Genomic DNA, 9,056 nt, shown 5'->3' with positions numbered 1-9,056 from the left:
CCGAAGTGCGCTATGGTCCGATGGGGCGCGGCCCTAGCGCCGCGCCGCGCACGGTCAACACGCAACCCGCGCGCCCCGCGCGCCCACGGAACCATGCCGCACGCCCCGACCATCGACTCGGCCACCCGCTCGCCCCGCGTCCCGTCGCTCCATACATATTCCTCTGGCCGCCGCGCCATTCTGCCGCCAATGGCCGCATGGCTGCTGCTGGCCTGGTGCCTCGCGGCATGGGCGATCCCACCCGCGCAGGCCGCCACGGCCGCTCCCGCCGCCACGTCCAACGCCACACGCGCCGACGCCCCGGCCCCGGCCGCCCCCCCCGCGTCGGTCAACGCCACGCGCGCGCTGGACACCTCTTCCCTGCTCGCCACCCAGCCGCTGACCCCGTTTCTGGAGTTCATGGTGGACCCCACCGGCGCGCTCAGCGTGGATGAACTGCTCTCGCCCTCGCATCAGGCCGGTTTCGCCCCGCTGGGCAACGGCCTGCCCCTGCTTCGCTCCGGTTCCACCTGGCTGCGCCTGACGCTGGCCGCCCAACCCGCCAACGGCCAGAACCGACAGTTGCTGCTCGACCTCGGGCGCGACCTGCCTGGCCGGGCGACCCTGTTCCTGGCCAAGCGCAACCAGCCCGGCGAGCCCAACGAATGGCAGGCGCAAAGCCCCGAGGGCGGCAACGTGTTCACCCTGCCCGACCCGGTAGGCAAGCCCGTGCCGGTGTACGTGAAGCTGGACGGCGTGCCGGGCCCGTGGTTCGCGCCCATGCTGCGCACCGCCCAGAACGCCGCATCCAACAACGACGCCCTGGCCCGCCCGCTGGTGATCGGCGTGCTGGTGGCGGTGCTGGCCTTGTGCCTGCTGCGCGGCCTTTTCGAGCGGGGGGAATGGCGGCTGTGGACCAGCCTGTTCGCCGCCGCCGTACTGGCCCAGGCCGTGGCCGGGCAACCGCCCACGCCCGCAGGATACGTGCCGCTGCGCGGCCTGCCTGGCGTGCTGGCGCCAGGTCTTGCCCTGATGCTGCTGCCCCACGTGGGGCGGCACCTGTTGCGCACCAGCGACCATGCCCCCAGGGCCGACCTGCAATTGCGCGTTGTCTCGCTGGCCGGTGCGGTGCTGGCCCTGCTGCCGCTGGTGCCGGGCATGGCCTGGACATCGCGCCTGCTGGCGCTGTGGCCCCTGCTGCTGGTGCTGGTGCTGCCTGCGGCGGTGTCCTGCAAGGTCCGCAAGCTGCCGGGGTCGCGCCGTTTCCTTACCGGGTGCCTGGCCGCGCTGGCCGGGGCCGGAGTGGGCATCGTGGGGCTGGCCTCGCCGGTTCCCGCCGTGTGGATATCCACGGCCCCGCTGTGGGGCCTTGCCCTGCTGGCCCTGCTGGTGGCGGGCACCGGCACCCCGCGCCCGGCCGAGGCCGAGGGTTCGCTGACCGGCGGACGCGGCTACCGCGTGCGCAAGAGCCCGGCGGCCGAACGGCCCGACCTGGACGACCCGCTGGCCGACGAACCCACCCTGCGCCTGATTCCGGCCGAAGAACTGCGCGGCGAAACGTCTGCCCCGGCCCGCCTTGGCGGGGGTGCCCGCCATGACCGCCATGACGGGAATGACGGGCATGACGGGCAGTCGCACGCAGCCGAACATCCCCTCCATTCCCTTCACCCCTTTGACGATGACGGCGCGGGCGACGAACCGTTGGAGCTTTCCCTGGGCGACGTGCTGCCCGAACTGGGGGACGCCCCCGCGCCGCGCGGCTCGCGGCGCATGGCCCGTGCCGCAGCCGCCGCTGGCATGGCGGACGTTGCCACCGGCTACGGACCGGATGCGGACGAAGATGCCGCCGCCCGTACGAGCCGGGACCATGCCGAACAGAGCCGCTTCAGCCCGGGCCACGCCCCGAACCATGCCCTCGACCCGCTGGCGCTGGCCCGCATGGAAGAAAGCCTGCTCGGCCCCATCGACGCCATGTTGCAGGAACTGGACGGCCTGGAAAACTGCGCGCTGCCCCCGGCGGCCCGCAGCCACGCCGAGGCCGTGGCCGCCGCCGGGCGCGAGCTTGCGTCCATCGCCGGTGATCTCGGCCGCGTGGCCGCGCCGTTGCGCACCGCGCCGCGCCGCGCCGTGTTCGACCTGCAACGCATGCTGCGCGACGCCCACGACGCCGTGGCCGACCGCGCGGAACGCAAGGGCCTGGCCATCTCATGGTTCATGGCTCCCCATCTTTCGCAGCTGTATGAAGGCGACGCGGGTCAGCTGGGCGAACTGCTGCGCCTGCTGGCCGAAAGTTCGGTGCGCTCCACGGACAAGGGCTCCGTGCACATGTCGGTGCGCCGCGTGCCCGACAGCACCGACCCCGGCCACCTGCTGTTCACCGTCAGCGATTCCGGCGCGGGCGCGCCGCCGCACAAGCGCAGCGTCAGCGCGCTGGCCCGCGCGTGGGAAATGGCCGACGCCGCCGGGGGCACCCTGACCGTGGAAAGCGGGCGGGGCCAGGGCACCACCGTGTCGTTCACCGCGCGGCTGGTGGCCCTTTCGGGCGACGCCACCGCCCCCCGTCCCTTCGTAGGCGTGGATCTGACCGACGACCTGCGCGTGGCCCGGCCCATACCCGACGCCGTCACGGCGGCGGACCAACTGCACCTTGGCCCGATAACGCCGCGCCGCCCGTTGCAGGTGATCGTGGCCGACGACGTGCCCAGCAACCGCCAGCTCTTGGCCTTTTTCCTGGAGGGGCTGCCGCACGCGCCGCTGGAGGCGCGCGGGGCCACCGAGGCGGGCATCCTGTACCGGCGCGCGCCTTCCGGACTGGTGATCATGGACGGCGACATGCCGGAGGACGACATCGTGGCGGCCGTGGCCTCCATCCGCGCCTTCGAGCAGGAGCACGACCTTGCCCCGGTGCCGGTGCTGGCGCTGGTGGCGCACGAGGCCCAGGCCGACCGCATGCTGGCCGCCGGGTGCACCGAAACGCTGGAAAAGCCCCTGACCCGCAGCGGCCTGCGCGCCGCCGTGGAACGTCTGGCCCCGCCCCATGCCGAACCGGAGCCGCAAGCCGCATACGCGGAATACGGATACGCGGACGCGTTCACGGATGCAGCGGACCAGGCTCCCCAGTCGGGGGCCTATGCTGACGCCGCGCCGGAGTTCACCGCGCTGCCCGACCTGTTCCTGGCCGACCCGCCCATGGCAGACATGGAAACCTTGGCGGATACGGCCAGCGCATGGGATGCGCTGGGCCACGCAGGCACGGGGCATGACCAGCCCTTCGCCGACGGCCACGGGGAACCGCAGCCCGAACTGGCGAGGGAACCGGAGGGACCGGATGAACCGGATGAGCCGGACGAGGCGGATGGGTTCGATGCGCCTGATGCGCCCGATGAGCCGCATGCGCCTGATGCGCCCGATGCTGCTGACGACGCGGACATGTTCGACGACGCCAGAGCCCTGCCGGGCGCGGAAGCCGCCGCCGAACTGATGGCGTCGCTGGCCGCCGGGCCAACCTCGTGGCACCCGTGGGACAGCCCCATGGCGGTCGGACCGGAGGAAGCCCCCACGGGGGCGCGCGCGCCCGGAACCGTCGGCGCTGACCTGGGCGAACCCGGCCCGACCGGCCCGACCGGCCCGACCGGCGAAACCGGCGAGGCCTATGAAACGGGCGCGGCAGGCGAGGAGTTGCCGGACCTGTTCGGCGCGGACATTTTCGCCGTCCCGCACAGGGACGATCAGACACAGCCCCGCGATGCGGCCTTTGCGGCCACGGGGTCGGGCGGCGCGCTGCCCGAAGGCGGTTCGCTTCCCGAAGGCGGTTCGCTTCTGGACCTCATCGTGACCGACGCGGCGGATTTTGAGTCCGCCGACAATTCCGGCACGGCAGACACCGCGTTCACCGAGCCCGCAACCGCGGTTGCCGTTTCCGGCTTGGCCGCCGCCATTCCCGCCACGGCAGCGAGTGCCGCCGCGTCCCTGTCGCCCGCCACCGTTCCCGCCACATGGGGGGACGATTTCGAGGAGTCGGTGGGCGAACCCATGCCCCTGCAACGCGCGGCAACGCCACAGTCCCCGGCCAGCGCCGCCGGGGCACCGACCGAAACGGAACGGAGCGCGGGCAGGCCAGCCCATGCCGCCAGCGTCCGGCCCGCCGCCGAAGGCGGCGAATGGGTGGGCGATCCCATGCCCATGGAGCCGCATCGGGCCTCGGCCCATGCCGGACCCAGCGCTTCGTCGTCCTACGGGGCTGCGGCGCGGCTGGAACGCTGGGAACGCGCCCAGCGGGCGCAGCATCAAGGCCAGCGCGTCACGCCACAGCCCCCGGCGGCGGACCCCGCCCCCATGCCAGCCCCGGCGGCGGAACTCGACACCCGCCCCATCCGCGACCTGTCCGCAGAAGTGCGCCCCGGCTACCGCCCGAAGCAGCAACCCGCGCCGAGCCCGGCCCAACACGCGGGTCAGCCGGGTCAAACGCCGTCGGCCCAGCCCGCCGCAGCGCAGCAGCCCCCCCAGCCCCTGCCGCCGCAGATGCCGTATACCCGGCCGCAACCGGGCCAGCCCCAGCCAGAGCCCACGCACCCCGGCCAGGCCCGCCCGGTGCAGACCATGACGCAGCCCCAAGCCCAGACCACGGCCGCGCACTCCCAGGCCGCGCAGGCCGCACCGGCCGCGCCGGCCAAGAGCTTTGCCGAACGCATCGCGGAGCGCATCGCCATCCATCTGGGGCGCGGGGCGGAGCGGACTCCCGACCGGGAATCCGACAAGACGCGGCGAGCCACTGCCCGACCCGCAAGCCCCGATGGCGGCCAGGCACATGCCGGTCCCAGGGACCGGGGCGACGCCGCCCCCGCCCACTCGTTGCCATCGGTCGGGCACCGGCCCGAGCCGCACGGCCACATGGGCGACGACATCGAGCCGTTCATCCCCGGCCTGCTGGAAACGCTGGATGCCGCCCTGGACGACGCCCGGCGCGGCCGGGCGGGCGGCAGCACCTTCGTGGTGCAAGAGGCCGCGGCCCGCATAGCGGGCAAGGCGGACAGCTTCGGCCTGCGGGTGCTGGAACGCATCGCCCGCTGCGTGGAGCGCGCCGCTGCGGCCGACGACATGGAAGCCGTGCGCGACCTGCTGCCCGAACTGGAGGCCGCCGTGGAACGCAACCGCATCGCCCTGGCCCCGCGCGCTGGCCGGGGCAACCGCCGCCCAGGGGGGTAACCCGCGCACCCGGCCGCCATGCCGCGCTCTACCTGACCCGGCCGCGTTGGCGGCCGGGCTGTTGGCGACGCGTGCCGCCCGCGCAGCCCTTGCCTCCACCTGGCCCGCCACTTCGCCCTTGTCTATGCAGCTCGCGCGCGCCCCTGATCGGGCCCCGAAATCCCCCGGAATCAACGTTCATCAACGGCAGGTTGCGCGTTCGCCCAACACCGGCGTTGACACCGCTCATGACTGGGGTTAGCCTTCTCTCGTTTGAGCGTTCACTCCTCGCTTCTGCCGTGCTGCGGCAGACACTGAAAGGATTCCGACATGAAGCGCGACACCATCCTGCTTACCGCCGCCAAGCTGTTTGCCGAGCGCGGGTTCAACAACACCCCCACCAGTCTCCTCGCCAAGGAGGCAGGCGTGGCGGAAGGCACCATCTTCCGCCATTTCAAGACCAAGGACGACATCTTCCTCACCCTGATCCGCAACGTGAAGGATCAGCTCATCAGCGACATCGAGAAATACCTCGAAGTGCGCGCGCCCGAGACCAGCGTGGAGAAGGTGGTTTCCATCATCAAGTCGTTCTACGTGTTCGTGAAGAAGAACCGCATGGAGTTCTGCCTGATCTTCCGCGACGCGCCCACCCGCTACGGCGAGCGGAACGACGACGTGTTCCTTGCCATCAAGGAAATCTACACCTACCTCAATGAGTACCTGCTGGTTGCCCTGCGCGAGGGACAGCGGGACGGCTCGGTGCGCACCGACATCAATGTCGAGGACACCGCATGCATGATCGTGGGCATCATGGTGGGCATCGTGCGCACCATCCACTTCCAGTTCGTGGAACCCACCGACGATCTGCTGCGCAACGTCATCGACAACGTCAGCCGCTTCCTGAAGCCGTAGCGGAGGCATCCGCACCGTTTCCATGGGGCCGTTCCGCGCATACGGGGCGGCCCTTTGTCATGCGGCGCGCTGGCGCACAGGCGCGCGGCCTCCCCCCTGCGGCCAGCCACACCGCGCAACCTTTTCGGAAGGTGTCCCATGCCCGCGTTCTTTCCCCGCCGAAAGGCCCTTGCCCTGCCCGTCATGCTGGTCCTGCTCGGCCTGTCGACTGCCGCGTGGCCCGTCCGGTCGGCCCACGCGGCGCAGCCCGGACAGCCGGACCCGGCCGGACAGCCTGATACGGCTGATCGGCCAGACCTTGCAGACCGGCCAGACAGGGCCGTGCGCCTGCCCGCCTGCCCCGGCCGCCCCAATTGCGTCATCACCCAGGCCGAAGGAGCCGTGCGCGACGGGCAGTACATCGACCCCCTGCCCTTCACCGGCGAAGCCGGTCATGCCATGCGCCGCCTGGCCGTGGCCCTGGCCGCCCAGCCCGGCTGCACCGTGGTGGACAAGGACGGCCTGACCCTGCGCGCCGAGTGCCGCAGCAAGGTGTTCGGCTTCATCGACGACGTGGTGTGCACGGCCGATCCGGAGGCGTCCGTGGTGCATCTGCGCTCGGCCGCGCGCACCGGCTGGTGGGATTTCGGCGTCAACCGTGACAGGGCGGAGCAGTTGCGACGCAAGTTCCTGGGGCTGACCCGGTAGGGTCCGCAGCATTCCCGCCCCCGGCCACGCCGCGCATATTTTTCCTTCGTCCTGCGCGAACGCCGCGCCCCCCGCATTTCCGGTTGCCAAGCGGGCCGCACGGGCGTAAAGCAGACCCCGCAACGTGCCCACGGCACATGCAGGCGGCGGCCACACGGCGCGCCGCGCACCCCCAACAGGAGCACAGACGTGGATTCCGGCGACAGTAGTAGATGCATCATCGCATCGCACCGTCTCGCAACGACGCACCCGCGCCGCTGCCGCCGTCACGTCCGGGCCTGATCCCTCCCGGTCCGCCCGGCGGCGCAGCGCGCCCCCGGAGGTGGACCATGTTCCGCACACCGCTTTCCCCGCTTTCCGTTCCTGCCATCCGGCGCGCCCGTTGCCGGATGCACCGGCGCACGCTTTCCGTGGCCCGCTCCGCGGACCCGTACTCGTGATGCTTCCTCGCTTCCGCCGCCGCGCCATCCCCGGCCCTGATCAGATACTGACCAGATTCCGGCCCCGGACATGACGCGTGCGCGGCTGTTCCCGGCATAGCGCGGCCCCTTTCGCCGCGCGACTCACCGCACACCGGAACGGACGCAAGGAGCCTTGCCGTGTTCACCATTCACAAGACCATCGACGGCGTGCTGACGCCCGTGGACCACATAGAGCCCGACTGCTGGGTGAACCTTTCCAACCCCTCGGACGAAGAATTGCGCCGCGCCTCGGTGCTGCTGGGCATTCCGCTGGACTACCTGACCGACCCTCTGGACGCCGACGAACGCGCCCGGCTGGAACACGAGGACGGCATACTGCTGCTGGTCATCCGCGTGCCCCTGGAAAACGAGGCCGACGTGCGCGTGCCCTACCTTACGCTGCCCATCGGCATCGTGATCACCCGCACCGCCGTGGTCACGGTGTGCCGCTCGCCGCGCGACATCGTGGCCGAACTGCTCAACGGCCGCGCCCGCACCATGGACACGGCCCGCCGCCTGTGCCTGGCCATCCACCTGCTGCAACGCACCGCCATTACCTATCTGAACGACCTGAAGGACATCAACAGGCGCACCGCGTTCATCGAACAGCGCCTGCAGCAGTCCATGCGCAATCAGGAACTCATAGAACTGCTGAACATAGAAAAGAGCCTCGTGTATTTCACCACGTCGCTCAAGGCCAACGACATCATCATGGAAAAACTGCTGCGCACGCGCACCCTGCGCATCAGCGAAGAGGAAAGCGACCTGCTGGAAGACGCCATCACCGAGAACCGCCAGGCCATCGGCATGACCAACATCTACAGCGACATCCTTTCCGGCACCATGGACGCCTTTGCCTCCATCATCTCCAACAACATGAACACGGTGATGAAGTTCCTGACCGGGTTCACCATCATCCTGATGATTCCCAACATCATCACCGGCATCTACGGCATGAACATAGACACCCCCCTGCATGATTCGCCCTATGCCTTCGGCATCGTCTCCGGGGTGACCGTGGGGCTATGCCTGGTGGCCTGGCTGGTGTTCATCAAGAAACGCTGGCTGTAACCCCCCCGCGCCCCAACGCAGGAACGGGACGCCCCGCACGGTCATGGCCGTGCGGGGCGTCGTTCGTCGCGGCGGTAGAAAATGCGGAGGGGAGGACGCAACGCCGGGGGCGTGCCCGCGCGGCGCGACGAGGCGAATGCGAAGCGGCGTCGGGGAAAGCGCCTGGAACGGCCCTAGCGCTTGCCGTCCTTGTGCCGCGTCTTGGCCTCGGTGCGTTCCGGATTACCCACGAGGTGGCGGTATCGCTTCACGGCCACGCGGGCAAAGTCGCCCACGATGCGAGGCAGGTCGGAATCGGTCCATATCCCCGCGAACCCCGGCAACGCCCGGATCGTCCCGTCCAGCGCGTAGCCGTCGGCCGCATCCGGCGAAAGGGCCACGGCGTCGTAGCGCACCGCCTCGGCCGCGCCCAGGGCGTCCGCCAGCAGCGTGGCCACGGTTTCGGCAAAGAACCTGCGCACCTCGTCGGGCGACTCGGCGCGGTCCAGACGTTCCCTGAAGCCGGGCAACTGCGCCTGCTCCAGCCGGGTGAACGAAACCTGTCGGGTCATGGGCACCTCCTTGCCGGGGCCGCCATGGCGAAGGAAGACGGCGAACGCGCGGCCCCCGAAGGGTCCGCCGCCTTATGCCCACCGTAGCAGAAACGCCCCACCGCGCAAGCGGGCGGCAACCGTGCGGCAACGTGCGGCAGGCGTGTCCGCCCGGCAGGACGACGCCCCGCGCGCCCCCGCCGCCGGGTTGTTATAATTCCCGCGCCAAGCG

At 70.8% G+C, this 9,056-nt stretch carries 5 protein-coding genes; 4 read left to right on the top strand and 1 reads right to left on the bottom strand.

The window, feature by feature from the left end:
* The first annotated feature begins 93 nt into the window (after positions 1-93).
* From RVX_RS05205 to RVX_RS05190, 4 genes are all read left to right on the top strand, one after another.
* Positions 94-5,184, top strand: a complete 5,091-nt coding sequence (locus RVX_RS05205; protein WP_230404404.1) for a response regulator — start codon at positions 94-96, stop codon at positions 5,182-5,184.
* 309 nt (positions 5,185-5,493) lie between these two features.
* Positions 5,494-6,075, top strand: coding sequence for a TetR/AcrR family transcriptional regulator (locus tag RVX_RS05200; protein WP_007523117.1), 582 nt, complete (start codon positions 5,494-5,496; stop codon positions 6,073-6,075).
* Positions 6,076-6,213: 138 nt separating this feature from the next.
* Complete coding sequence (locus RVX_RS05195; protein ID WP_116305012.1) at positions 6,214-6,762, top strand: DUF1499 domain-containing protein; 549 nt, start codon at positions 6,214-6,216, stop codon at positions 6,760-6,762.
* 599 nt (positions 6,763-7,361) lie between these two features.
* Complete coding sequence (locus tag RVX_RS05190) at positions 7,362-8,294, top strand: magnesium transporter CorA family protein (RefSeq protein ID WP_007523122.1); 933 nt, start codon at positions 7,362-7,364, stop codon at positions 8,292-8,294.
* 173 nt (positions 8,295-8,467) lie between these two features.
* On the opposite strand, the gene RVX_RS05185 is transcribed toward RVX_RS05190, so the two are convergent.
* Entirely contained in the window at positions 8,468-8,845 is a 378-nt protein-coding gene (locus RVX_RS05185; RefSeq protein ID WP_116305011.1) for a hypothetical protein, read from the bottom strand.
* Between the last annotated feature and the right edge of the window lie 211 nt (positions 8,846-9,056).

The organism is Nitratidesulfovibrio sp. HK-II, from assembly GCF_003402415.2.
In the GTDB taxonomy this organism is placed as follows: domain Bacteria; phylum Desulfobacterota; class Desulfovibrionia; order Desulfovibrionales; family Desulfovibrionaceae; genus Cupidesulfovibrio.
This window is presented reverse-complemented; position numbering and strand designations above follow the sequence as displayed.

What these genes read in the sequence shown, in the direction of transcription:
- RVX_RS05200 (WP_007523117.1), top strand. Translation starts at nt 5,494, where the DNA reads ATGAAGCGCGACACCATCCTGCTTACCGCCGCCAAGCTGTTTGCCGAG.
- RVX_RS05195 (WP_116305012.1), top strand. Translation starts at nt 6,214, where the DNA reads ATGCCCGCGTTCTTTCCCCGCCGAAAGGCCCTTGCCCTGCCCGTCATG.
- RVX_RS05205 (WP_230404404.1), top strand. Translation starts at nt 94, where the DNA reads ATGCCGCACGCCCCGACCATCGACTCGGCCACCCGCTCGCCCCGCGTC.
- RVX_RS05185 (WP_116305011.1), bottom strand. Translation starts at nt 8,845, where the DNA reads ATGACCCGACAGGTTTCGTTCACCCGGCTGGAGCAGGCGCAGTTGCCC.